Annotated in this window: 18 protein-coding genes, 1 tRNA gene and 2 pseudogenes; 11 read left to right on the top strand and 10 right to left on the bottom strand. The window is 68.6% G+C overall.

Annotation, left to right across the window (positions count from 1 at the left end):
- The first annotated feature begins 164 nt into the window (after positions 1-164).
- The 3 genes from IF30_RS41765 to IF30_RS0121510 all read left to right on the top strand — a co-directional run bounded on the left by IF30_RS41765 (position 165) and on the right by IF30_RS0121510 (position 2839).
- Positions 165-1895 (top strand): alpha/beta hydrolase, encoded by a 1731-nt coding sequence (locus IF30_RS41765; protein ID WP_037900736.1) that lies wholly within the window; start codon positions 165-167, stop codon positions 1893-1895.
- 125 nt (positions 1896-2020) lie between these two features.
- Entirely contained in the window at positions 2021-2683 is a 663-nt protein-coding gene (leuE, locus tag IF30_RS0121515) for a leucine efflux protein LeuE (protein ID WP_030240893.1), read from the top strand.
- A gap of 82 nt (positions 2684-2765) precedes the next feature.
- Positions 2766-2839, top strand: a tRNA-Thr gene (locus IF30_RS0121510).
- A gap of 301 nt (positions 2840-3140) precedes the next feature.
- Here the strand turns inward: IF30_RS0121510 and IF30_RS49470 are convergent.
- Positions 3141-3350 (bottom strand): annotated as a pseudogene (locus IF30_RS49470) (NUDIX domain-containing protein); the annotation flags it as partial.
- 217 nt (positions 3351-3567) lie between these two features.
- Between IF30_RS49470 and IF30_RS0121500 the strand changes: the two are divergent.
- Positions 3568-4131 carry an HD domain-containing protein gene (locus IF30_RS0121500; protein ID WP_030240887.1) on the top strand — a complete coding sequence of 188 codons (564 nt, stop codon included), beginning with the start codon at positions 3568-3570 and terminating at the stop codon, positions 4129-4131.
- Here IF30_RS0121500 and IF30_RS0121495 read toward each other — a convergent pair.
- Together IF30_RS0121495 and IF30_RS0121490 are read right to left on the bottom strand one after the other, a co-directional pair.
- Positions 4119-4586, bottom strand: coding sequence for an NUDIX hydrolase (locus tag IF30_RS0121495; RefSeq protein ID WP_030240885.1), 468 nt, complete (start codon positions 4584-4586; stop codon positions 4119-4121). The two genes, IF30_RS0121500 and IF30_RS0121495, sit on opposite strands and share 13 nt — an antisense overlap.
- Positions 4573-5346, bottom strand: coding sequence for an XRE family transcriptional regulator (locus tag IF30_RS0121490; RefSeq protein WP_030240884.1), 774 nt, complete (start codon positions 5344-5346; stop codon positions 4573-4575). The genes IF30_RS0121495 and IF30_RS0121490 overlap by 14 nt, the downstream gene beginning before the upstream one ends.
- Before the next feature lie 96 nt (positions 5347-5442).
- On the opposite strand from IF30_RS0121490, the gene IF30_RS0121485 reads away from it, so the two are divergent.
- The 6 genes from IF30_RS0121485 to IF30_RS0121460 all read left to right on the top strand — a co-directional run bounded on the left by IF30_RS0121485 (position 5443) and on the right by IF30_RS0121460 (position 10510).
- Positions 5443-6138, top strand: coding sequence for an HAD family hydrolase (locus IF30_RS0121485; RefSeq protein ID WP_030240883.1), 696 nt, complete (start codon positions 5443-5445; stop codon positions 6136-6138).
- Between the two features lie 85 nt (positions 6139-6223).
- Positions 6224-6370, top strand: a complete 147-nt coding sequence (locus tag IF30_RS47995) for a hypothetical protein (protein ID WP_158835318.1) — start codon at positions 6224-6226, stop codon at positions 6368-6370.
- A 376-nt stretch (positions 6371-6746) separates the two neighbouring features.
- Positions 6747-7649, top strand: coding sequence for a phosphotransferase (locus IF30_RS0121475; protein WP_030240882.1), 903 nt, complete (start codon positions 6747-6749; stop codon positions 7647-7649).
- A 34-nt stretch (positions 7650-7683) separates the two neighbouring features.
- Positions 7684-8679 (top strand): nucleotidyltransferase domain-containing protein, encoded by a 996-nt coding sequence (locus tag IF30_RS0121470; RefSeq protein ID WP_030240881.1) that lies wholly within the window; start codon positions 7684-7686, stop codon positions 8677-8679.
- Positions 8680-8689: 10 nt separating this feature from the next.
- Complete coding sequence (locus IF30_RS0121465) at positions 8690-9364, top strand: phosphoglycerate mutase family protein (protein ID WP_030240880.1); 675 nt, start codon at positions 8690-8692, stop codon at positions 9362-9364.
- A gap of 9 nt (positions 9365-9373) precedes the next feature.
- A complete protein-coding gene (locus tag IF30_RS0121460; protein WP_030240879.1) occupies positions 9374-10510 on the top strand; it encodes a hypothetical protein in 1137 nt (378 codons plus the stop codon).
- Between the two features lie 319 nt (positions 10511-10829).
- On the opposite strand, the gene IF30_RS0121455 is transcribed toward IF30_RS0121460, so the two are convergent.
- From IF30_RS0121455 to IF30_RS0121445, 3 genes are read right to left on the bottom strand one after another with little or no spacing between them, the layout of a single operon-like run.
- Positions 10830-13904, bottom strand: a complete 3075-nt coding sequence (locus tag IF30_RS0121455; RefSeq protein ID WP_030240878.1) for a type I restriction endonuclease subunit R — start codon at positions 13902-13904, stop codon at positions 10830-10832.
- A 1-nt stretch (position 13905) separates the two neighbouring features.
- The gene (locus IF30_RS43785; protein WP_051710755.1) at positions 13906-15081 is read right to left on the bottom strand and encodes a restriction endonuclease subunit S; all 1176 of its coding nucleotides are present in this window, start codon (positions 15079-15081) and stop codon (positions 13906-13908) included.
- Between the two features lie 25 nt (positions 15082-15106).
- Positions 15107-16621: a type I restriction-modification system subunit M gene (locus tag IF30_RS0121445; protein ID WP_030240874.1), complete on the bottom strand. Its 1515-nt coding sequence runs from the start codon at positions 16619-16621 to the stop codon at positions 15107-15109.
- Positions 16622-17114: 493 nt separating this feature from the next.
- On the opposite strand from IF30_RS0121445, the pseudogene IF30_RS41760 reads away from it, so the two are divergent.
- A pseudogene (locus tag IF30_RS41760) lies at positions 17115-18119 on the top strand (IS30 family transposase); the annotation flags it as partial.
- Between the two features lie 289 nt (positions 18120-18408).
- Here the strand turns inward: IF30_RS41760 and IF30_RS0121435 are convergent.
- The 4 genes from IF30_RS0121435 to IF30_RS0121420 all read right to left on the bottom strand — a co-directional run bounded on the left by IF30_RS0121435 (position 18409) and on the right by IF30_RS0121420 (position 22694).
- Positions 18409-20391: an FtsX-like permease family protein gene (locus tag IF30_RS0121435; protein WP_030240873.1), complete on the bottom strand. Its 1983-nt coding sequence runs from the start codon at positions 20389-20391 to the stop codon at positions 18409-18411.
- Complete coding sequence (locus tag IF30_RS0121430; protein WP_030240870.1) at positions 20388-21149, bottom strand: ABC transporter ATP-binding protein; 762 nt, start codon at positions 21147-21149, stop codon at positions 20388-20390. The genes IF30_RS0121435 and IF30_RS0121430 overlap by 4 nt, the downstream gene beginning before the upstream one ends.
- A gap of 331 nt (positions 21150-21480) precedes the next feature.
- Positions 21481-22053 carry a TrmH family RNA methyltransferase gene (locus tag IF30_RS0121425; protein WP_037900734.1) on the bottom strand — a complete coding sequence of 191 codons (573 nt, stop codon included), beginning with the start codon at positions 22051-22053 and terminating at the stop codon, positions 21481-21483.
- Complete coding sequence (locus tag IF30_RS0121420) at positions 22050-22694, bottom strand: class I SAM-dependent methyltransferase (RefSeq protein WP_037900731.1); 645 nt, start codon at positions 22692-22694, stop codon at positions 22050-22052. The genes IF30_RS0121425 and IF30_RS0121420 overlap by 4 nt, the downstream gene beginning before the upstream one ends.
- Positions 22695-23106: the final 412 nt, after the last annotated feature.

Below are 23106 nucleotides of genomic sequence, written 5' to 3'. Positions count from 1 at the left end.
ACCGGGCAGCGGCGTTTTCGGCCCGGCCGGCCCGTCGCTGTCCTGTTCTGTCCGGTCCGTCTCGTTTCCGTCGTTCGTCTTCGGCTCGTTGTCTTCGGCTTGTTGTCTTCGGCTCGTCGTGTTCGGTTCGTCGTGTTTCCCGTCTCTTCGAGGAGAGCAATCGGATGAGGGCCTTCGGGCGGGTGCGGGTACTGGCCGCGGCACGGGTGCCGGTGGCGGCGCTGGTCGCCGGGCTGCTGGCGGGCGGGTGCAGTCCGGGTCCGTTCGGGGCGCCGGGCGCCGCCCCGTCCGACTCGGCGGGCTTCGCCGCGCCCTCGGGGCCCTCGGCTGCTGCGGCTGGGGCGGCCGGGGCGACCCCGTTGGAGCCGCTGCCCGCAGCCGTCCCGGCCGCGCTCGCGCCGTACTACGCGCAGCGCCTGGCCTGGCAGCCGTGCGACGGGGCGTACGAGTGCACGACCTTCCAGGTGCCGTTGGACTACGACCACCCGGGGGACGGGGACCTCACCCTGGCGGCTGCCCGTGCGCCGGCCGAGCCGTCGGGGGCCGCGCCCTCGGGCGTCGCGCCGTCTGGCGTCGCGTCGTCGAGCATGGCGCCGTCGGGGGCCGCACCATCAGGGGTTCCGGGCGTCGCCGCGGGCGTGACGGGCCCGCGGCTCGGTTCGCTGCTGCTCAACCCGGGCGGGCCCGGCGGCTCGGCGGTCGACTACCTGGAGGCAGCCGCCCGGACGTACGACCGCGGCGTGCGCGCCCGGTACGACCTGGTGGGCCTCGACCCGCGCGGGGTGGGCCGCAGCGCCCCCGTGACCTGCCTGAGCGGCGACCGGATGGACGCCTTCACCGCCGTCGACCTGACCCCCGGCGACCAGCGCGCGGTCGACGCGCTGGTCGCCGCCGACAAGGAGTTCGCCGAGGGCTGCCGGAAGCAGGCCGGGCCGGCTCTCGGCCACCTCAGCACCGTCGAGGCCGCCCGCGACATGGACGTGCTGCGCGCCCTCCTCGGCGACGAGAAGCTGAACTTCGTCGGCAAGTCCTACGGCACCTTCCTCGGCGCGACCTACGCCGGGCTCTTCCCGAGCCGGGTGGGCCGGCTGGTGCTGGACGGCGCGATGGACCCGGCCCTCGACTCGGTCGCCGGCAACCGCACCCAGGCCGGCGGCTTCGAGACGGCCTGGGCCGCCTTCGCCAAGGACTGCGCCAAGCGGGAGGACTGCCCGCTCGGCCGCACCGAGCAGCAGGCCGGCGAGCAGCTCACCGCGCTGTTCGCGACCGTCCGCGCCGAAGCCCTGCCGACTGCTGACGGCGGCCGCCGACTCAGCGAGTCCCAGGCGACCACCGGCGTCATCCAGGCCATGTACGCCGACTTCCTCTGGCCCAAGCTGCGCGCCGCGCTCGCCGACGCCAAGGCGGGCGACGGCACCGGCCTGCTGAAGCTCTCCGACGACTACTACGGGCGCGAGGCCGACGGCTCGTACCCCAACCTGATGTTCGCCAACACCGCGGTGAACTGCCTCGACCTGCCCGCCCCCTTCGGAGGGCCGGAGGACGTCCAGCGGGCGGTGCCGGACTTCGAACGGATCTCGCCGCACTTCGGGCGGGACATGGCCTGGATGGCGCTGGCCTGCGCATACTGGCCGGTCCGGGCCACCGGTGCGGCCCACACCATCCGGGCCGCCGGCGCCGCCCCGATCGTCGTCGTCGGCACCACCCGCGACCCGGCCACCCCGTACGCCTGGGCCCAGTCCCTGGCCGGGCAGCTGGAGTCCGGCCGCCTGCTCACCTTCGACGGGGACGGCCACACCGCGTACGGGCGGCACAGCGTCTGCGTGGACGGCGCGGTGAACCGCTTCCTGTTGACCGGGGAGGCCCCTGAGCAGGGCAAGCGCTGCGAGCGGTAGTTCGCCGGGCGGGGGCGCCGGCCGGTCGGGGTTCCGGGCGGGAGGCAGGTAGTTTCGGCTTCAATCGATAACCAGTACGACGTTACGATGAGCGCCCCCTGCCCTTTTCCGCACCGGAGCGCATCGTGCTCGGAGTCAACGACCTGGCGACCTACGTCCTCGGCGCCCTCGTCATCATCCTGCTGCCCGGCCCCAACTCCCTGTACGTGCTGTCCGTCGCCGCCCGCAAGGGCATCAGGACCGGCTACCGGGCCGCCGCCGGCGTCTTCGTCGGTGACTTCACCCTGATCAGCCTCACCTCGCTGGGCGCCGCCTCACTGCTGAAGACCAACCCGGCCGTCTTCGCGGTCGTCAAGTTCGGCGGCGCCGCCTACCTGCTCTGGATCGGCTACGGCATGCTCCGCGCCGCCCGCGGGCTCTGGCTCGAACGCCGCGCCGAGGCCGGCCCCACCGCCACCGCCACCGCCGAACCAGCGCCCGAGTCCACCGAGAACCCCTTCCGGCGCGCCCTCGTGGTCAGCCTCCTCAACCCGAAGGCCATCCTCTTCCTGCTCTCCTTCTTCACCCAGTTCGTCGACCCGTCCTACGGCCGGCCCGCGCTCTCCTTCGTACTCCTCGGCGGCATCCTCCAGACCTTCAGCCTGCTCTACCTCTCCCTGCTGATCTTCGCGGGCACCACACTCGCCACCGCCTTCCGCCGCCGCAAGCGCCTCTCCGCCACCCTCACCAGCGGCGTCGCCGTCCTCTTCGCCGGCTTCGCCGCCAAACTCGCCGTCTCCTCCGCCTGACCCCACCACGGAGCATCCGGGTAACGGATCACCCGACAACCTGTGTAGACTGGCCCGCGTTGCCGCCACAGACGGCGACGGTGCCGCCTTAGCTCAGTTGGCCAGAGCAACGCACTCGTAATGCGTAGGTCGCGGGTTCGAATCCCGCAGGCGGCTCAGATAAGGCCCAGGTCATATAGCCCATGACCTGGGCCTTTTGCCGTTCCTTGACCTGCGGGCCACCCTGGCCAACGACATCCCTGCCGCCATCCCCGACCACGCGACGCGGATCCCCGCCGACCCCAACTGGGCCGCCCGCGCCACCGTGCTCGCCGACGCCGAGGCCGGCCGCTACCTACCCCGCAAGCTCCTCACCGAGGCCGCCGCCCGCCGCGAACTCGGCAGGGCTCGCCTGCCCGCCGTCCTCATCGCCCCTATCCAGCAGACCAGCTACAGACCTGCATCCAACCGCACCGTGCTTGACGGCGGTTACGCCGAGCCCGGTCTCCTCCGCGGTCTCGCGGCCGGCGGCCGGCTTGGGCGACTCGCCGGCCTCGGTCTCACCGGCCGGGAACTGCCAGGAGAGCTGGCCCTCGCTGACCCGCCGCCGGACCATCAGGACGCGGCCTTCGCGGACCACGATCGCGGCGGCAATGCCTGCGCGTTCCTCCGCAGTCTGATGTGTCACGTCTGCTCCTCCAGGGAGGCCAGGATGGGTGGGAAGTCGTATCGGCGCCGATGAAATGGGTCGCCGCGTTACGAAGAACCCACATCACGTCGACGTTCTCGACGGCGCCGCCGTTGGCTCACGTTGCCGGAAGACGCTCGCACAGCACCGCCATGACACCGATCGCGGATGGTCCGGCCCACGCGTAGCGGTGGCCGACAGGGGAAACCATCGACGCATGAGCGAAGAACCGACTTCTTGGGCCAGGACGGTGGCGAGGAACGAGCTCGCCGAGTCCCTGCCCCGCCGCTGGGCGCACACTCAAGGCGTGGCATACCAAGCCGGCCGCCTCGAAGGAGTTCTCGGCCAGAAAGCCAGGCTTCTCGTCTGCGCAGCTCTGCTGCACGATGTCGGTTACACGCCGAGGCTGGCTACAACAGGGTTCCACCCGCTCGACGGAGCGCGGTTTCTCCGTGATGTCCATGGGGCTGATGACCGGCTCACGCGGTTGGTGGCGAACCACTCCTTCGCGCTGCTCGAAGCCGAGGAGCGTGGCTTTCGGGAGGTGCTGGAGGCCGAGTTCCCGCTGCTGGAGGACCAGCGCCTGGTCGACGCTCTGGTGTGGTGCGACATGACGACGACGCCGGACGGTAGGCCGACCACGGCTGAGGCACGCGTGGCGGAGATCCTCGGCCGCTACGGGGAGGAGAGCGTGGTGGGGCGGTTCATTCGTCGGGCGTCGCCGGAGATCTTCGCGGCCGTCGAGCGAGTGGAGGCAGAACTGGCGGCTCAGCCCAAGTAGGGGTAGGTGCCGGCGAGGTAGTCGCCGATCTGCTGGCGCATGCTGGGGTGGATGTCGTACTGGTCGAGGTCGGCGGGCTGGACGAAGCGGACGCCGTCGGCCTCATCGTTGATCGTGGGCTCGCCGCCGATGGGACGGCCGATGTAGGTGTTCTCGTACTGCTGGCGGATCTCGCCGTCGGTGTAGGCGACGATGTGGTTCGGGTTGGTGTAGACGCCGAGGAAGCCGGTGATCTCGGCCCGGATGCCGGTCTCCTCCAGGCACTCGCGTACCGCGCACTCGGCGGCGGTCTCCCCGATGTCCTGGGCTCCGCCGGGTAGTGCCCACTGGCCTGTGTCGCGGCGGCGCTGCAGCAGGATGGCGCCGGAGTCGTCGACGACGAGCAGATTGCTGGCGGGGATGAGGGTGTTGGCCTTGGGGGCGCCGGGGTCGTTGTAGTACTCAGTCCTGCCCATGTGCGGCGGCCCTCTCCTGGTTGGGTATCCAGGGCCGCGCTTGGGCCCAGACTGCTTCGAAGCTCTGAGCGTAGTTGTCGAACCAGCCGGTGGTGTCTACTCGCTTGAGGTGGAGCAGGGGGTTGGCGCTGGCCGGCTGGCCGAAGATGTGGGGGTTGACCAGCAGGTTGTCGTCGTAGCGGAAGAGGGAGTTGTACAGCGTGGTGTCGTGCAGTCTCACCTCGCATCCCTCCTCCGGGAGCAGAGGACGGTAGTAGGTGAGGGAGGCGCGGATCTTGGCTGCGAGGGTGTCGCCGATGCCTTCCTCGCGGCCTCGGACGGCTGCGGCGTGCCCGCTCGGGTCACCGAAGCACAGTCGCACCCGAACGCCGTCGGCCGCCCGCTCGGCGAGCATCTTGGCGACGTGCGGATTGGACTGCGCGAAGAACGTCCCGGAGAAGACGAGCACGTCGATCTGCTGCCGGGCCTCCTGCAGCAGGGCCAGCCAGGTCTCGCGGGGCACGCTGGCCCGGTTCTGGTAGGTGCCGACGAGCTCGGTGCCTAACCCGCCGGTCCGCCGGCTTGCACGGGGCGGCGGGTCCGGCCAGAGGAAGGTCTCCTCCACGCGCAGGAGCCGGGCGGCGCGGAAGCGGTGCCTCGGGTGGGGTACGCGCCCGCCGAGCCAGCGACCAACGGTCTTTGGGTCCACTTCGCAGGCTTCGGCGAGCGCCCCGGGCTCTACGCCTCGCTGAGCGAGTACGGAGTGAAGTCGCTCGTTCACGGAGGCTATACAAGCTGACCGAGGTGCGGATGTGCAAGGACGTTGTGGGACGTTCTACCGGAGCTGACGGCCCGACAAGATACCTACGCTGGCGGTATGCAGCTCATCATCCTGTGGGACATCGACCACACGCTCATCGAGAACGCCGGGGTGAGCAAGGAGATCTACGCCGCCGCATTCACCGCGCTGACCGGAGCCCCACCGACCGTGGGAGCGTCGACGGAGGGCCGCACTGATCGCCTGATCATGCGAGACATGTTCCGCCGACACGGTCTCCCGGAGCCCGACTGGTCGATCGTCGAGGCTGCCCTCGCCTGGGCCGGCGAGGAGCGCTTGGGCGAACTACGCCGACGTGGGACAGCGCTTCCGGGCGTACTCGACGTCCTCAAGGCCGCTTCGTCCCGAGCCGATTGGGTGTCATCGGTGCTGACCGGCAACATCGCAGCGAACGCTCGCGTGAAGCTGGCGGCCTTCGGCCTCGATGCACTGTTGGATCTCTCCGTCGGGGCCTACGGCGCTGACGCAGAGCAGCGTCCCGATCTGGTCGCCGTCGCTCGCCAGCGTGTCCAGAGCTACCGCGGACTGCCCGTTGACGTCCCGGTCATCTTGGTAGGCGACACGCCACGGGACGTCGAGGCAGCTCTTACCACGGGCTCCGGGATCATTGCGGTCGCTTCCGGCATCCACGGCCGGGCCGAGCTGGAGGCGGCAGGTGCTCCGGTGGTTCTGCCGGACCTGTCGGACACGGCGGCTCTCCTCGCACTGCTGGAATACGTCCCAGGACGTCCCTGAGCCGTCCGAGTACGCGGTGACGCGATCCTCGCACTCTCCGCGAACATCGGGGCTCCACCAGCCAATCGGCTGCAGGAGGTTCCACGTGATCGAGGAAGTCACCGGCATTCGCAGGATCCGGATGCTGTACCTGCAGCGGCTGTACCGCTGCAACTTCAACTGCCTGCACTGCTTAGTTCACGAGCGGGCCCCCACCGGCCGGCTTCACGACCATACCCACCGCATGGCCTGATGCTGGCGCCCCGCACTTCCAAGTAGCCCGATCAGCAACCCGGAAAAGGGAATCATGAGGCACACGTACGAGGCTGAGTTCCTGTCCGTCGATGGCGTTGGCTTCCAGGCGAAGCTGACCGCCTTGGGCGCCGTCCGGGCGTTCCGCGCACCCCCCTCACCCGCAAGATCTTCGAGAGCGACGCCCTCGACAGCAACCAGTGGATCCGACTGCGTGACGCGGACATCCGCTCGACCCTCACGCCCAAGCAGGTCGCCGACGCGGCCGCGATCGACGACACCACGGAGATCGAGACCGAGGTCGCCGACCCCGCGCCACCCGCCCGAGACGGTCGTATCTGCCCCAGGTCAACTCGGCCCTACGGAAGGATGGATAGATGAGTGACTGGGAGTTCGTGAAGGATAGAACCGCCACCGAAGGCGCGGTGTGGAAGTCGGCCGATGGCCTGCTCTACAAGCGGACCGGTGGGGAGGATCTGCGGGCGGAGACCGAGTTTCAGCAGCTGGCCGCCGGCCTCGGCTACCCGGTTCCGGAGATCGTCGACAGTGGCTCGGAGGGTGGGAGCTACTTCGTCGTCGAGCGCGCCATCGGCGCCACCTCGCTGCACGAGGAGGCGCTGGCCGACGCCCGGCGGGACGGGCAGGTCAGCTACCAGGTGATCAGCACGGCGGCTGCCGTCGCGTCGAAGCTCCTGCAGGCCCAGGCGAGGCACCCCCTGCCCGCCACGCCGTGGTTCGAGAAGGCGGCCTTCGCGGCCGAGGTCTTCGAGGAGAACCCGGACTTCGATGTCCCGCGGGTTCACGAGGCGGTCAAGGATGCCGTCGACCGGCTGGCTCAACTTCCTCTGGTGCGAGGACATCTGGATTACGGCCTGCCCAACGTCCTTCAAGCCGGGGTCATCGACTGGCAGCACCACGGACCCGTCCCGCTCGGCTACGACGTCTACCCCGCGCTCGACATCGTGGCCTTCAAAGGCGGCGGCAAGGGCTACAGCATCACCCCGGAACAGCGTGCCGCCTACATCGCCGCACTCGACGAGACCACCGCGTCCCTGATCGGGCAGCGGGTGAGCGAGCACCTGGGCGACTTCCTGCTCGTCAAGTGCTTCTTCTTCCTCGCCCTCATGCGGCCCACCGACCCCACGCGGCACGACAAGCACATCAAGTGGCAGTACCGCCGCACCCTCCTCACGATGGGACTCGATCAGTATGAGTCGGCCAACACGATCGACACCGGCACCTTCCCCACTCTGGAACGGTTCACCGCTGAACACCGGTAGGCCGGTTCCCACCGTTCGCGACCGCGACTACCTGATGGACCACCACGGCGTCGTCTTCAAGGTCATCGGCGACAGCCACCCCGGCAGCCACTACCTCGGCTACGTCAAGTACCACCCTGACGAGAAGGGCGACCGTCGGCTCTTCGACCGGACCTACCGGCAGAACAGCGTCGTGTCGAAGTCCTTCGGCATCCTCGCCGGCAGGCCGGAGTGCTACGTCTACTCCGACACCCTCGGCTGCGTCATCACCGGCATCCCACGCGAAGACGTCGCCGTCCACTACTCCTGCCGCCAGGCCCTCGCCGCCATCCACGAAGAGCCCGGCGCTGTCACCGACAACCCGGCAGGCAAGGACCTCCTGGCGATCACCGAGTGGATCACCGAGAACGACACCCAGGGCCTGATCGGCGTCACCGGCTCCTTCCTCGTCGGCTGCTTCAACGAGCGCTCCGACATCGACCTCGTCTGCTACGGGCCGGAGGGGTACCAGGCCGCACAGGAGCTCTTCCAGCAGACCGACCTCATCCGTCCGTACGACGGGGACGACCTCACTCGGCTGTACATCCGCCGGGCCAAGTACATGGAGGGCAGCTCCTTCGACGCCCTCATCAAGCAGGAACGCCGCAAACTCCAAGGGCTCACCGCCAACGCCGGCGCGCACATCAACTGCGAGCCCATCCGCTCCGACCGCGACAGGACCTTCGCCCGCATCTCCTCCAAGGAGATCGGCGAGATCTCCCTCCTTGCAAAGATCACCGACCACGCCGAGGGCCTCACCACCCCGGCCGTCTACGGCATCAAGGTCAAGACCATACTCAGCTCGACCATCGACGAGGCCGACTCCTTCGCCCGCCGGATCACCCACATGCGCTCGTACCTCGGCGCCTACACCGGTGCCTTCCGCTCCGGCGACACCGTGCACCTGTCCGGCAAGCTCGTCCACACCCAGGACGGCGAACACAGCGGCTTCGGCATCGAACTCACCCCCTGGACCGTCAGCGGCTCCTACGTCGCCAACCTCGCCGGATAGGAGCCTCGTCTTGCCCCTGCTCGTTATCCGACACGCCGAGTCCGTCGAGAACGCCGACAAGTACAACGGCTTCTACCAGGACCCCCGCCCCTACAGCGGAACCGCCGCGCACGTCCTCTCCCGCACCATCGTCGGCCTGACCCCTCGCGGCTTCCGGCAGGCCCAGTGGCTGGCCGGCGTCCTGCCGGAGCTCGTCGGCCCGGAGCCGTGCGTCTACACCTCGACCTACCGCAGGGCGATCGACACCGCCGCGATCGCCCTGCCGGCCCTCCCCGATGGCTGGCCCCGGCAGACCGCGCTCCTGGACGAGCAGCACTACGGCGACGCCACCTACATGACCAAGCGCGAGCAGTACGACAGCTACCCCGCACTCGCCGATGACCGCCGCCTCCGCAAGCACATCTGGACCGCGCCGGGCGGTGGCGAGTCGCTCGCCGAGGGCGTGCTCAAGCGGGCCGCCGAGTTCGCCGCCCTCGCCCAGACCGAACCCCAGGAAGCGCGCACCGTTGTCGCCTTCACCCACCAGACCGCCGCGGTGGCGCTTCGATCCCTGCTCGAACTACGCAGCCTGCCCGAGATCCTCGCCGAGGAACGGAAGGGCAAGATGCCCAACGCCGCGATCCTCCACTACGAACTGCGAGACGGCCGGTTCACCCGGACGGGAACCACCACCCCGCCGATCTAGGAGACGCCCGTGCGACACCTATTTCTCAACGGGCCCGTCCAGAACGGCCCCTTCACCTTCGCCACCGGACCCGGCAAGGCCGTGGGCATCCGCCTCGCCGCCGCCCTCAACGCCATCCTGGGCTTACCGCCCGCACCCCACCTGTGGAACACCGTCACCCTCGCCGGAGACCTCCGCCACCGCCAGGCCGACGGCCCGAAGATCCCCCGCCAGCGCTTCGAGGCCGACCTGATAGCCGCCAAATACCCGCCCGGACAGTTCCCAGCGGGCGGCATCATGACCGACACCGACGCGGAGGTCACCAACCTCGCGCTGGAGATGATCGAGAACAACCTCCGCGCCGGCACCCTCACCATCAGCCGCGAGACCGTCCCCACGTGCCGGGCCTGCGGTCACATGACCGGCACCGGCAGCCACCCCTGCAATGCCTGCGGCAGCACCGACACCTGGGAACGCACCGGCCTCCACCTCGTCGCCGAACTCGCGAAGGACCGCCCCGTCCTCGACCGCTCGGACATCCACGCCAGCCACCGCCAGCAGCCCAAGCACCTCCAGCACACCGCCGGCAACGTCACCGAGCGGCTGATCCTCTCCCGAACCCGCGACCACGGCATCGACCTCTCGCCGCTCGGCCTCAACCGTCTCGTCCTCGACCCACGGGTCGGCATCCACGCCACTGTCCTCGCCGCAGCCCGACGACACGAGGCGGACACGGCGGTCATGACCATCACCGAGAACGCCGCTAACCACATCGCCGCCCACGGCCAGCACTTCCGCAAACACGGCGGCACGCGGCTTCAGTACGCCCTGCACGGTCACCTCCCGTACGACCACATGGCTAGCCTGCAACCGCTGAACGAGGCGTACCGCAGCAGTCAGATGATCAAGGACAACTTCGAAGAGTGGTTCCTTCCGGTCTTCTCCCTACGGGCCAAGACCGGAACCCGGCCAGACCAGCTGCTCGCGCTCTTCAAGCAATACATGCGGGCACACCTGGCCAAACCTGTTGCACTTGACGAGGCTGCCTTCGAAGCCGTTCAGCGCTCGGTCTCCGCCGGCGACACGGAATGGATCACGAACAAGCAGGCACTAGCCAACGTGATGGCTGCCCGTGAGACTGCACGGGCAGCCACCGTGGAGATCTGAGAAGCAGGTCCGGGTCCGGGCATGCCGTGCTCTCAGCTTGAATGCTGTCGGGAGCGCCCCTCGTGGGTGCCCGACCGTGGGCGAACACCCTTCGCCCCGCCAGCGCCCTGCCCGTCGTCCACGGCAAGGACGACGGGCAGCAGAGAGACCGCGCCGCCCGGCTCGTTCGGGGCTTCCTGCACAATCACCCAGATGGTGTTGTCCGCGACCAGGCTCGCCTCCTCTTCTGCGAGATCGAGAAGGCGCTGGAAGCACGGATGAAGGTGACGCTTGTTCCCGATGGCAGGAAGTTCTTACGACGGTCCTGGCGTGACATCGGTCAATAGTTTTCCCGCACATATTCGTACGTTCGATCGAACAGCTCGCCCTTGATCGGCAAGCCGTACTCCTTCAAGACGGAACGCAGCTCGCGACGAACGCGTTTGTCGCCCGCGTCGCTCGCGCTCCAACCGGCATAGGCGACCTCGACGACGATCGAGTCGATCCGCGAGGCTATGTCGGGGACGATCTTGTGCAGCCCAGGCGGTGTGTTCTCTGCGACGATCTGAGTGAGCGCTCCACGCTTCGGATCGGCCAGCCGGTCGAGCGCTCCCTGGTCGCCCTGTTCCGCTGCTCGGTCCGCGGCGACCACGTCCTGAGCGATCTTCAGAGCCTCTTCGAGGAATGCCAGCGAATCCTCGACATTCTCGATCGCCTTGGCGCGAAGCTTCTCGATCCGCTCCGCCAGCGACCGGTACGCCGGACTCTCGGTATCGGCAAGCCGACGCCTGAGGCGCGCCTCGATGGAGTCGAGGACCTCCTGGTACACGTCATCGGCTTTCGACTCCGGCGTCCGCCGCTCGGAGAGCTTCAGCTGCTCGGCGATCTTCTTCACCAGGGCCAGCCCGGCAGCGTCGAGCGTGACTGTCTTCGCCGGCATCGACTTCACGCCCACATTAGTCATGTGGCCATGAATCAGATCTGTGGTCTTCGCGCCGAGACGTGCCCAGAGGAACGTCTTGGAGACGTCCTTGGGCCGGATCGACTCGTACACCTTCGCGAGCCAGAAGTACTGGCCCGCGAACGGCCGGAGCATCGGGTGCGGGTCGAGGAACTCCCACACCGTCTGCAGCGCGACGTAGGTCTCGATGAACTCGGTGCGCTGCCCGCCGCCCTCGGGAATCCGCTCGTGAGCCTCGGCGAGCGACTCGAACGACGAGTCACTGGTGTCAATACCGTCGAACAGATGCAGTAGACGCGTGAGGTCGGTGACGAACTTCCCCGCCAACTTGGAGGCGTCGGTGACGTTGAGCTCGTCCTCTTCGTCGTCCTTCACCTTCGGGCCGGCGACTGCCTTGCCGATTGCCCTCGCGAGACCGATGTAGTCGACGACCCGCCCGAAGTCCTTGCGCTGACCGGTGACAGGGTTCTTCCACGGACGGTTGGGCCGCGTGATCGTCTGGAAGAGGTTCGTGTCCTTGGCGGGCTTGTCGAGATACAGGACACCTTCGATGGGCGCATTGAAGCCGGTCATCCACTTCGCGGTGACGACGATGAACGACATCGGGTCATCGACCTTCTTGAAGCGGCGCTTAAGCGCCTCTTCCTGCTCCGGAGTGAGCAGGTACTTCTTGTGCTCCTTCGGGGTCTCCTTGCTGTCGGCGACGTGCATCACAACACCGACCTCCCGGAGTCGACCGTCCGGCATGGCTGCAGCGCGGCGTTCCAGCTCGGCCTCGATAGCCCTGGCGTACGCAATCACAAGGCGCTGGTTGTAGGCCACGACCTGAGCCTTCTGTCCCAAAGGCGCGACATAGGTAAGGAAGTGGTCGACGATGTCGGCACACACAGCCGCCACGCGCTCGGGATTGGAAAGGATCGTCTCGATGTGAGAAGCCTTCCCCGACAGGAAGACCTTCTCCTCCTCGTCCAGGCCCTCCTCCGTGGCCAGTTCATCGAACGCCTCGTCCAAGGCTTCCTTGTCGAGGTTGAACCAGACAGACCGGCCCTCCACGATCACTGGCTTGGTGAACCCATCGGCGATGGATTGCTCCGGCGTGTACCGCGACATCACAAAGTCCGGGTCGTCAGGGTCGCCGAACAGCTTGAACGTCGAACGGTCCTTGTCTTCGATCGCAGTACCCGTCGCGCCGAAGAACTTCGCGTTCGGCACCGCTGCGCGCCACGCGTCGCCGAGCTTCCCCTCATGTGAGCGGTGAGCCTCGTCGACGAGAACCACGATGTTCGACCGGTTGTTCAGATGGCCGGCCTCAGCGAACTTGTGCACCGTCGTGATGACCACGCCCGGCTCACCGCTGCGCAGCAGAGCGTGCAGCTCGCGCCGGTTGCGGGGCACCGTCATCCGCGGCATGCCGGCAGTCTCGAACATCTCCGCCGTCTGCCGGACCAGATCCTTACGGTCGGCGATCACGATGACCGTTGGCGCGCTCCCGAATTTCTCCGTCACCGCGTCATCGCGCAGCAAACGGGCAGCGGCGAACGCCATGAGCTCGGTCTTGCCTGATCCCTGGTGATGCCAGATCAGTCCGCCAGGACGGCCGGCAAGCACCTTGGCGCGGATCGCCAGAGCCGCCTCGAACTGCGGGTAGCGAGGCAAGAGCTTGATGTCGACCTCGGAGGCGTCCCGAGCGTGACGGAACATCACCAGGTCCTTGAGGATCGGCAGGATGGTCTTCGGCCGCAGCAGCAGGCGGGCAGCCCGTTCGACACGAGCCGGTCCCGTGACGGTCTTCGGGTCGTCCTCAGTCGATCCCCACGGGGCCCAAATCTCGGAGTCGGGGTCCGGAACTGCACGGACCGGAGCCATGCGGAACTCCAAGCCCTCGGTGGCGACGTTGAAGACGTTCGTCGCGAAGAAGTTCGGATATTCCTCCTCGTACACGTCGTGAAGGTCTTTCGCGGCGTTGACCCACGAGACCTGATGCTTCACGGGCGTCTTGGTCTCGGCAACGACCAGCGGAAACCCGTTGACGTAGTAGACGACGTCGAACCGGCGCGGCTTGGTCGCACCGTGGACGGTGACCTCGTCAGCGACGGTGAAGCGGTTGTTGTTGAGGTCTTTGAAGTCGATCAGCCGACGAGGCACATGCCTACCGTCGATCGTCGTGAACGAGTGGTCGCCACGAAGCATCACGGTCAGCCGCTCGTTGGCCGCAACGAGACCGTTGTGGGCATCAAGAACAGCCTGGTTGAGCTCATGCAGGACAAGATCCGCCGACTCGGGGTCGTCCACCAGATCCGGGTTCAGTGCGAGTAACGCTTCGTGTGCCCAATCCTCGACGATGACGTCATGCTCATCGCGCGGCAACTCCTCGCCTTGGAGACGCTCCCAGCCAGCCTCCTCCGCCCACTCGAGCAGAGAGCGCTGGATCGTGCTCGCTTCCGTCCAACCCATGTCAGGACACCTCCTCGAGCAGAACGTCGTACGACTCCGGGATCTCGTTCTCCCGGTTGAGGAGAGAGGTCAGGAGTGCAGAGCGGAAGGCACGGAGGTGAGAGCGTTCAGCCTCGACTACCAGCGCCTCCGAGACCAACTCGTCAAGGCCTGCTGCAAGTACAGCCTGCACATCAGCCCCAGGATCGGGAATCACAAGCTCTCGAATTGCCCTCTGCCCGATGTTGCGCATGTCAGAACCGGCAGTCAGCCGGGCGATCTGATCACGAACGCTTGGCGTTGCCATCGCGTGCACCAAGTAGTTGCGATGCAAGACCTCCTCATCAGGCACGAGACGCAACGTCTTGTCGCACAGGTACAAGTTCTCAGGCACCTCATTCACACGGCAGACCGTTCCGACACGATCAAGGACGGCGTTGCAGCGGACCAGGAGAATATCGCCAGGCCGCACCTTGGTGGCCTCGGGGAGCACCGTGCTGGAGTCGACGGTCTTCACCTCAGATGGGAGGAATCGCGCTCGCCCAACTGCACTGATCTTCAGTACGGCCCGCTCATCAGGATCCGGGATTCGCTCCTGTCCTTTCGGGCTCTTGCCGGCTTCGATAGCTCGCAAGCCATCTGACAGAAGTAGTTGGCCCTCGTGCTTGTCAAGGCCTGCCACTACCGCCTGCCATGATGCCCAAGCCCGATCAGCTTCGTCCCCTAGCGCCTCGATCTGCGCGTCCACCGCGGCCATGACATCGATAATGCGTCGCTGCTCGGCCGGAGATGGGAGAGCGAGTTCGTAGTCATTGAACTGAGACTCCTTCCACCGGCTCCGGCTGGCGGTCGTACCGGTGCTCACTCGCGCGACGTATGACCATACGGACTCTTGTCCGAAATGGAGGCTCAGGAACTCCGGTAGCAGCCGCGTGCGGTCGCAGTCGAACAGCGGAAACTCGTTGGAGACGTAGGAGCCAGCCAGGTCGTCACGTACGAGCCCGAAGGCTCCCTTCCACGCAAACAGGCGGTTATAGATGAACTGACCGGGCTGGACGCGGTAGAAGCGTGTCGCCTTGGAGGTCTTCGAGGTCACGACCTCACGGAGGAACGGACCTTCGGCGTACCACTTCACGCCTAGCAGGGGGTACTCGGTACCCGGAGCAACCTTTACGAGCTCCTGGGCTTGAGACGTCACGTCTCCCAGTCGTGTCGATACCCACTCACTCACTGGACACCCCGAACATGCTTAGGTCGATGCCTGCCGCTGCAAGCCGCTCGAACATGACAGTCTCGGTGTCGATGCGGCGCTGCCGGGCGTCGGCATATGCCACGAGCGCAGCACCCAGATCGGCGGCCTCTCCTGTAGTGACCTCGATGTAGCGGCCGATATTCAGGTCGAAGCTGTTCCGCTCGATCTCTTCGAACGGCACCAACCGGATGTTCGCGCCACCCTTACCGTCTGGGTCGTCGCCCGTCTGGTACGCCTTGATGAGAGCCCTGACGTCCTCCTCGGACATCAAGTTCTGGTTCTTGCCCTTGTCGAACAGGGCCGAGCCGTCGATGAAGAGCACATGCTCCTTGCGCTCGGCGGGCTTTTGATCGCGGAAGATCAGCAGGCACGCCGGGATCGATGTCGAGTAGAAGAGGTTGGACGGCAGCCCTACGACGGCTTCCAGAAAGTCCTTCTCGATGAGGCCCTGGCGGATCTTTGCTTCCGCTCCTCCGCGGAACAGCACGCCGTGGGGCATCACGACGCCGACGCGACCAGATCCGGGCTTCATCGACGAGACCATGTGCTGGACGAAGGCGTAGTCGCCGTTCTTCGCCGGCGGAACGCCGCAGATAGCCCGCGGGTCCGAAGACCAACGGTCCGCTCCCCAATTCGTCAGTGAAAAGGGCGGGTTGGCGATCACGGTGTCGAACTGGCGGACGGCACCGCTAGGGGCCTTGAATGCCGGAGCCCGAAGGGTGTCTCCGCGCTTGATGTCGAAGTCCTCGATCTCGTGCAGGAACAGGTTCATCCGGGCGATCGAGGCCGTTGTCAGGTTGATCTCCTGGCCGTACGCCCGGAGTGAGCGGTGGTCCTTGCCAGACTCGCGCAGCTGGTTGATCGTCGCGACAAGCATCCCGCCAGAGCCGCAGGCCGGGTCGTAGACGGACTCGCCCGGCTCAGGCCGGAGGATCCCGACGAGCAGGTTCACGACCTCACGGGGGGTGAAGAACTCGCCGGCCTTCTTGCCCGACTCATCGGCGAAATTTTTCAGCAAGTACTCATAGCCCGCGCCGAGCAGGTCGTGCGAGACCGTCGACGGGTCGAGCGTGATCTTGTTGAACGCTCGGATGAGCCCCAGCAGGGCCGACTCAGGGATACGCTCCTGGTTGCCCCACGAGGCGTCGCCGAAGACACCGGCGAGCGAGCGGGGGTTGGCCATTTCGATCCGCTGGAAGGTCTTCGCGATCTCTGCACCGAGGTTGGTGGCCTTCTCGGTGACCTCGCTCCACAGCGTGCCCTCGGGCAGCTCGAACCGATGGAAATCGGCCTCGATCTCGTCGTCGAGGTCCTCGCCGTACTCATCGAATGCCGCGTCGTGCTCGTAGACCCAGGTGTCGCTGATCCACTTCCAGAACAGCATCGGGAAGACGTAGGTCTTGAAGTCAGCTGGGTCGACGGGGCCGCGGAGCGCGTTCGCGGCGTCCCACAGCCGGGACTCGAGCTCGTTCTGGGTGATCGTCACAGAGGTGAGGTCCTTCGTTGAAGACGGTTCCTAGATTATGGACGAGGGCCCTGACATCTCGGGAGTCCCATACGGCAGGCAGCAGCGGCCTACAGACGATGACTTGCACCCATGCTCCGAGCCCGAGCGTGTCGCGGACACGCTGCGAACCGGATCCCCGCGTCTCCGCGTCCGAGGCACAGCGTGTGAGGCGGCCCTTCTCCTCGGAACTGAGCATCCAAAGGCTCAAGAGCGAGGCCGAGGAGCCGCAGGATGGCCCTTTTAGTGAGCTCGGGCAGGCTCTCGCCGGGGTGGCATTGCATGAGCGGACGGGGTGGCATGTGCCGGTTCGGGCAGGACCGCGGATCACGGTTCGGTGCCCTGACCTGCGGATTCATCACCAAGTGACCGATGCTGGCAGCAGCCATCGTGATCACTCTCTGGCCGTAGTGCCGACAGCCGACGGAAGGCGGCACCACCGGTACGCGTGGTGGTGCCGCCTTCCGCTCCCTCCCGTTACCTGGGCGAAGCCGACCGTCTCCACATCGCGGACCGGCTCAGGGAGAAGGCCCCCGTCCGCGCGATCGCCGCCGAGCTCGGTCGCAGCCCCTCCACGATCAGCCGCGAGATACACCGCAATCGCCACCCGGACAGTGGCGCCTACCGCCCGCATGCGGCCGAGGCTCGCGCTGACGCCCGCCGGCCCCGCCCCAAACCCCGGAAGATCGGCCAGAACTTGGAACCGCGGGGCTTCATCCAAACCCGTCCGGACCTAAAATGGAGCCCGGAGTAGATCTGCCAGGCTCTACTGGCACAGTTCCCCGATCGGCCGGAGATGCACGTGGTCCACGAGACGGTCTCACAGGCGCTCTACGTCCAGGGACGCGGGGAGCTCCGCCGCGAGGTGGCCGCCGCCCTGCGCACCGGACGGACCCGCAAGCCGCACCGCCAGGCCCAGCAGCGACAGCCACGGTTCACCACTGCGATGGTCATGATCAGCGAGCGCCCCGCCGAGGTCGAGGCCGGGCGGTGCCCGGCCATTGGGAGGGCGACCTGATCATCGGCAGGGACGGTGCCTCGGCGATCGGCACCCTGGTCGAGCGGGCCGCCCGCTACGTGATGCTCCTGCACCTGCCGAACGGACGCACCGCCGAGCAGGTCAGCGACGCTTTGGCGGCCACCGTCCAGACCTTGCCCACCCGCCACCGTCCAGACCTTGCCCACCCACCTGGTCCGCTCGCTGACCTGGGATCAGGGCGCCGAGATGTCCGCCCACGGCTCCTTCACGATCGCCACCGCCATCCCGGTCTACTTCTGCGACCCGGCCAGCCCTTGGCAGCGCGGCTCGAACGAGAACACCAACGGGCTGCTGCGGCAGTACTTCCCCAAGGGCACCGACCTTGCCGTCCACACCCCGGGGCACCTTGCCGCGGTCGCCGCCGAACTCAACGGCCGCCCACGCAAAACGCTCGGCTGGGAGACCCCAGCCGAGCGCCTGCATAAACTGCTCGCGGCCTGATCAAACCGACCACGTGTTGCAACGACGCCTGGAAACCGCCTTTCTGGCCGGGCCTTTTGTCGTCTGCGTCGGGCGTCGACGGCGGGTGCAGGCCGCGTGGGGTGGGGGCCGGGTCGCGCAGGGGACACCGGGCGGGGCCAGGAGGATCGGGCGAGTTCGTCGTGCCCGTAGGAGCTGCCCCGGGGTCGGGTTCCGCCGACGGCTCGGTGGGTAGGCCCAGGTCGGATGGGCTCCGACCTGGGCTCTGGGGGTTGGGGCGGGCCCGTCGCGGGGCTCGGGTGGCTGGGGGCTACTGGCGGGTGGTGGCGAGGTCGAGGGGGCGGGCTCGTAGGGCGAGGCGGGCTGGGGCCAGGCTGGAGAGCAGGGCGAGGGCGAGGCAGATCGCGGTGCTGCCGGCCAGGGTGGCCCAGGGCAGGTCGAAGGCGGCGGGCTGGGCCGCGTCGAGGATGCGGTTCCCGATCAACAGGACCGTCGCGTACTGGGTGACCAGGGTGACGACCAGTCCCAGGGCGGCCGCGGTGGCGACCACCAGCAGGGTCTCGACGGCGACCACCCGGAGCACCTGGCGGCGGGTGCCGCCGGTGAGGCGGAGGGTGGCGAAGTCCCGCAGGCGGTCCCCGGTGGACATCATCATCGTGTTGACGATGGCGATCAGGGCGTAGAGCAGCGCGGGCCCGAGGATCGCGAGCATCGCGATCCAGCTGTTCTTCGTGGTCCGGTCGTTGTGCGCGCCGATCCAGGCGGTGCCCGTCGTGGCCCGGACCGCGCTGCCGCCCAGCGCGGTCGTGACCTGCTCGGGGCTCGCCCCGGTGCCGAGGTAGGCGACCGAGACGGTGCTGCGCCCGGGGACGGCCTCGCGGGGGACGACGATCTCCGGCAGGTGCGGCAGCAGGTGGTGGACCTGGACGACCAGCCGCAGCTGCTCCTGGGTGCCGTCCGCGAGCCGGGCGTTCAGGACGTCGCCGACGTGCCAGCCGAAGACCTTGGCCATGTCGCCGGAGACCGCGACCGTCCTGCCGTGCAGGTCGTCCAGTGAACCGGCCTCGGCGGTGAGGTTCCAGGCCGTCCGCAGGTCCCCGTCGACGGCCAGGCCGTCCTCCGGGATCGGCAGGTCGGTGGGGCGGCCGGGGGCGGGCTGCTGGTCCGGGGTCGACAGGCCGTCGAACCGTACGGTCGTCGCGGTGGTCAGCCGGGCGTCCGGCAGGGCGCTCAGGCCCCGCAGGGCGTCGGCGGGCACCTCCTGGCCGTCGGACGGCTCGATCACGTACCCGGCCTTGAGTGCGGCGCGGCCCTGGGCGGCCATCGCGTCGCTGAAGGCCACCGTGCCGCCGACCACCGAGCCGGCCAGGCCGATCACCAGGAAGACCGGCGTCGCGGTGGAGACGGTGCGGCGGATCGCGGCGAGGGCGTTCTGCCGGGCGATCAGCCCGGCGGCGCCGGGCAGCAGCGGGACGAGCGAGGTGAACAGCCGCACCAGCGGCGGCACCAGCACCGGGGCGATCAGCACGACGGCGAGCACCGCCATCACGTCGAAGAGCAGGGCCCACTGCGGGGTGCTGTCCGGATCGCGGGACTGCGGATCCGCCAGCATCGACGCGGGCATCGAGATGAAGGTCTGCAGGGTGTAGCCGAAGACGCCGAGGAACAGGATCGCGGCCACCCAGCGGATGACCGGCATCACCTTCTTGTCGACGGCGACCTCGTCGAGCGCCTCCACCGGCCGCACCCGGCCGGCCCGGCGGGACGCCGCGTACGCGCCGAGCAGGGCGACCACGAGGCCGCCCGAGGCGGCGAGCAGCAGCGGCAGCAGCGCCGGCTCGGCGTGGAATCCGGTCGGGGCGGCACCCTGGTCGACCAGCCAGGCGGCGATCGCCGGGGCGACGGCCAGGCCGATCGCACAGCCCGAGACGGCGGAGGCCAGCGCCACCACCAGCGCCTCGCCGAGGACCAGGGCGCGCACCTGGCGCGGCGTCGCACCGACGGCGCGCAGCATCGCCGTCTCCTGGCGGCGCTGGGCGACGGCGAAGGCGAACGTCGAGGAGACCACGAAGACCGAGACGAACCCGGCCATCGCGGCCATGAAGCCGACCAGCTTGTGCAGGGACGGCGCGCCGGGCAGCGAGTCCTCGCCCATCGTCGTGTTGAGCAGGACCCCGGCGGCGGACATCACCGCGACGCCGAGGGCGAGCGCGACGAAGGAGCCGACGAAGGCCGGCCACCGTCTCCGCAGCGAGACGGCGGCCAGTGGGAGCAGCAGGCGGAAGCCGTTCACCGGGTGCCACCGCCCGCACCCTCGCGGATGGCCTCCAGGGCCGTCATCCGCGCGGCGACGGTCTGCGGGTCCGGGTCGGCCAGGTGGTCGACGACCTGGCCGTCGGCGAGGAAGAGCACGGTGTCGGCGTAGGAGGCGGCCACCGGGTCGTGGGTGACCATGATGGTGCTCTGGCCCTGCCGGTCGACCAACGAGCGGAGCAGGGTGAGGACTTCCCGGCTGCTGGAGCTGTCCAGGGCGCCGGTCGGCTCGTCCGCGAAGAGCACCTTGGGGGCGGAGATCAGGGCCCGGGCGATCGCCACCCGCTGCTGCTGGCCGCCGGACATCTGCGAGGGCAGGTGGCCGGTCCGCTCGCCCAGGCCGACCTGCGCCAGGGCGGCCCGCACCTGGGCGGGGTCGGGTCTGCGGCCGGCCAGTCGCAGCGGCAGGCCGACGTTCTGTTCGGCGGTCAGTGCGCCGAGCAGGTTGAAGGCCTGGAAGACGAAGCCCAGGCGCTCGCGGCGCAGTTCGGTCAGGGCGTTCTCGTCGAGGCCGCCGAGGTCGACGCCGTCGACGACGACGCTGCCGGAGTCCGGGCGGTCGAGTCCGGCGGCACACTGGAGCAGGGTGCTCTTGCCGGAGCCGGAGGGGCCCATGACGGCGGTGAAGCTGCCGCGGGCGAACCCGAGGGTGACCGCGTTCAGGGCGGTGATGGTGCTCTGGCCGGTTCCGTAGGAACGGGTGACCTGTTCAAGTCGTACTACATCGTTGTCATTCATGATGATCCACTTCCTACCAGGTCACCGGTGCGCGGCAGGTGCCGATGCCGGGGCAGGCGGACCCCCGGGGCGGGCAGTCCCGCCTGGGCGGCCCAGATCGGGCGGCCTCAGGTTGGGTGCCTCGGGCCGGGGGCGCTGGGGTTGGGCCGGGGAGGGGTGGATCGGGGGAGGGCTGGCTCGGGCGGGCCGAGCCGGACCGGGGAGGGCTGGATCGGGGGCGGCGGGCTCTGCTCGGGAGCGGCTCCCGGGCCGAACCCGGCTGCGGCGAAAGCGATGTGACTGGGCGTCAACCGCGCCGGGTGCGGCGGGAGTTCGCGTGGCGCCGCCGGGGCTACTCGTCGTCCCCGAGGTCGCCCTCGAAGCCGCCGTCCGGGGTGCCGCTGATCGCGTACCCCTGGCGGCGCGCCTCGTAGCAGGCCACCGTCGCGGCGGCCGACACGTTCAGCGAGCCGACCCGGCCCAGCTGCGGCACGAACACGACCTGGTCGCAGAGCGCCAGCGCCTCGGGGGTGATCCCGCGGTCCTCGTGCCCGAGCACGAAGGCGACCGCCGGGGTCAGCTCGGCGGCGAACATCGGCACCGCCTCGTCCGCCAGCTCCAGGCCGACCACCTTGAAGCCGTCCGCCTTCGCCGCGGCAACCGCCTCGGCAATGGTCGGGAAGTGCTCCACCTTGAGGTACTTGTCGGTGCCCATCGCGGCCTTCTGCGCGCCGGACGAGCGCACCGACGGGGTGTCCCCGGCCAGGTACAGCTTCTCGGCGCCCATCGCCGCGCCGGTCCGGACCACCGACCCGACGTTGAAGGGCGACTGCAGGTTCTCCAGGATCATCGCGAGCCGGAACTCGTTGCTGCGCCGCCAGGAGCGGTGCAGACGCTTCAGTTCGGTCCCGCGGAGCTGCTTCACGACGTCGTACCTCGTCCATTCTCCGAGCCCTCGCCCGCCTCGGGGCGGGGCCGCGCTTCCAGAATCCGGAACCCGTTGACCGAGGCGACCCGGGTCGTCGGGTAGCCCTGGTCGTTCAGCCACTTCTGCAGCGAGTCCGAGCCCAGGTGCTTCTGCACCACGAGGAACGCCGAGCCGTCCGGGGTCAGCCGGCCGAGCCAGTGCGTCAGCAGTCGGCGCAGCGCCGCCTTGCCGATCCGGATCGGCGGGTTGGAGTAGATCGTCGCGAACCGGACGTCCTCCGGGACGTCGTCGGGCAGCGCGGCCTGGACGTTGCCCAGCCGCAGCGCCTCGGCGTTCAGCCGCACCAGCTCCAGGGCGCGCTCGTTGACGTCCACCGCCCAGACCGGCAGCCGCTTGCGGCGGGTCGCCCAGGTGAGTGCGATCGGGCCGTAGCCGCAGCCGATGTCCAGGATCGGGCCGCGCACCCGCGGCTGCGGGGCGTGCTCCAACAGGATCCGGGTGCCCGGGTCGAGCCGACCTCGGGAGAACACCCCGGTGTCGGTGGTCAGTTCCAGGGTGAGGTCCGGCAGGGAGACCGTGATCGGCCGTCGCTCGCTGGCGACCTCGGGTGCACCGCTGAAGTAGTGCGAGCCGGACATGATTTCCCCGTCGTTCGTATGGGCCTCGGGGCCACCGGGTGGGTGTGGGTCAGCCCTTCGTACGGCACCGATCGTACCCCCGGCGGCCTGCGCGGCGTTCCGGTCGGACGGTGCCCGGGCTCCCGCGGGCGGCCGCGTCGACGCGGCTCCGGGCGTGGGAGGCGGCCGGGACACCGCCGCCGGGGCGCGCGACCTCCTCGGCGAGCGCTCGTTCGTCGTCACGGCAGTGCCTCTGGGACGGCATGCACCCGATCCCCGTGGGTATCCGGAGGCTGTTCCGCGGGCCGATGGCCGGGGCGGTCGGCGGCGGAGCGGTGCGGCCGCCTCGGGGGTGCCGCGCAACACGCCCGGGTGATCTCGGCGCGTCGCGTCCGGCAGCCGGGCGGCGGATACTTCGAGTAGCGCCACCCGA

The organism is Streptomyces sp. NRRL S-350 (assembly GCF_000719705.1).
Classification (GTDB): domain Bacteria; phylum Actinomycetota; class Actinomycetes; order Streptomycetales; family Streptomycetaceae; genus Kitasatospora.
The sequence above is the reverse complement of the archived record's forward strand: the minus strand, read 5'-3'. Positions and strand labels throughout refer to the sequence as shown.

Bases quoted from the DNA above. Each gene is read 5' to 3' on its own strand.
- IF30_RS0121500 (WP_030240887.1), top strand. From the start codon at position 3,568: ATGAGCGAAGAACCGACTTCTTGGGCCAGGACGGTGGCGAGGAACGAG.
- IF30_RS0121495 (WP_030240885.1), bottom strand. From the start codon at position 4,586: ATGGGCAGGACTGAGTACTACAACGACCCCGGCGCCCCCAAGGCCAAC.
- IF30_RS0121430 (WP_030240870.1), bottom strand. From the start codon at position 21,149: ATGAATGACAACGATGTAGTACGACTTGAACAGGTCACCCGTTCCTAC.
- IF30_RS41765 (WP_037900736.1), top strand. From the start codon at position 165: ATGAGGGCCTTCGGGCGGGTGCGGGTACTGGCCGCGGCACGGGTGCCG.
- IF30_RS0121420 (WP_037900731.1), bottom strand. From the start codon at position 22,694: ATGTCCGGCTCGCACTACTTCAGCGGTGCACCCGAGGTCGCCAGCGAG.
- IF30_RS0121455 (WP_030240878.1), bottom strand. From the start codon at position 13,904: ATGGGTTGGACGGAAGCGAGCACGATCCAGCGCTCTCTGCTCGAGTGG.
- IF30_RS0121470 (WP_030240881.1), top strand. From the start codon at position 7,684: ATGGACCACCACGGCGTCGTCTTCAAGGTCATCGGCGACAGCCACCCC.
- IF30_RS0121485 (WP_030240883.1), top strand. From the start codon at position 5,443: ATGCAGCTCATCATCCTGTGGGACATCGACCACACGCTCATCGAGAAC.
- IF30_RS0121475 (WP_030240882.1), top strand. From the start codon at position 6,747: ATGAGTGACTGGGAGTTCGTGAAGGATAGAACCGCCACCGAAGGCGCG.